At 52.7% G+C, this 294-nt stretch carries 1 rRNA gene (cut by a window edge); it reads right to left on the bottom strand.

The features are described 5' to 3' along the window. Positions 1 to 200: ribosomal RNA gene (locus IEI94_RS21475) — 16S ribosomal RNA — on the bottom strand (it extends 1,729 nt beyond the left edge of the window). Between the last annotated feature and the right edge of the window lie 94 nt (positions 201 to 294).

The raw sequence follows: 294 nt of genomic DNA, 5'->3' as shown, positions 1-294 counted from the left end.
CCTGCTTTCTCCCGTAGGACGTATGCGGTATTAGCCTGAGTTTCCCCAGGTTATCCCCCACTACCGGGCAGATTCCTATGCATTACTCACCCGTCCGCCGCTCGCCACCAAGAAGCAAGCTTCCCGTGCTGCCGCTCGACTTGCATGTGTTAGGCCTGCCGCCAGCGTTCAATCTGAGCCATGATCAAACTCTTCAGTTTCAATCAATGCGGTTCTTACTCACGAAATCCCCGTAGGAACTCCGTGAAAGCGAACCAATCTTGGCTCAAGGTTCAAACGTTTACTCAATTCCGA

Source organism: Halomonas sp. ML-15, from assembly GCF_014779595.1.
Classification (GTDB): domain Bacteria; phylum Pseudomonadota; class Gammaproteobacteria; order Pseudomonadales; family Halomonadaceae; genus Franzmannia.
Note: the sequence above shows the minus strand (reverse complement) of the source record. Positions and strands in the feature narration are given on the sequence as shown.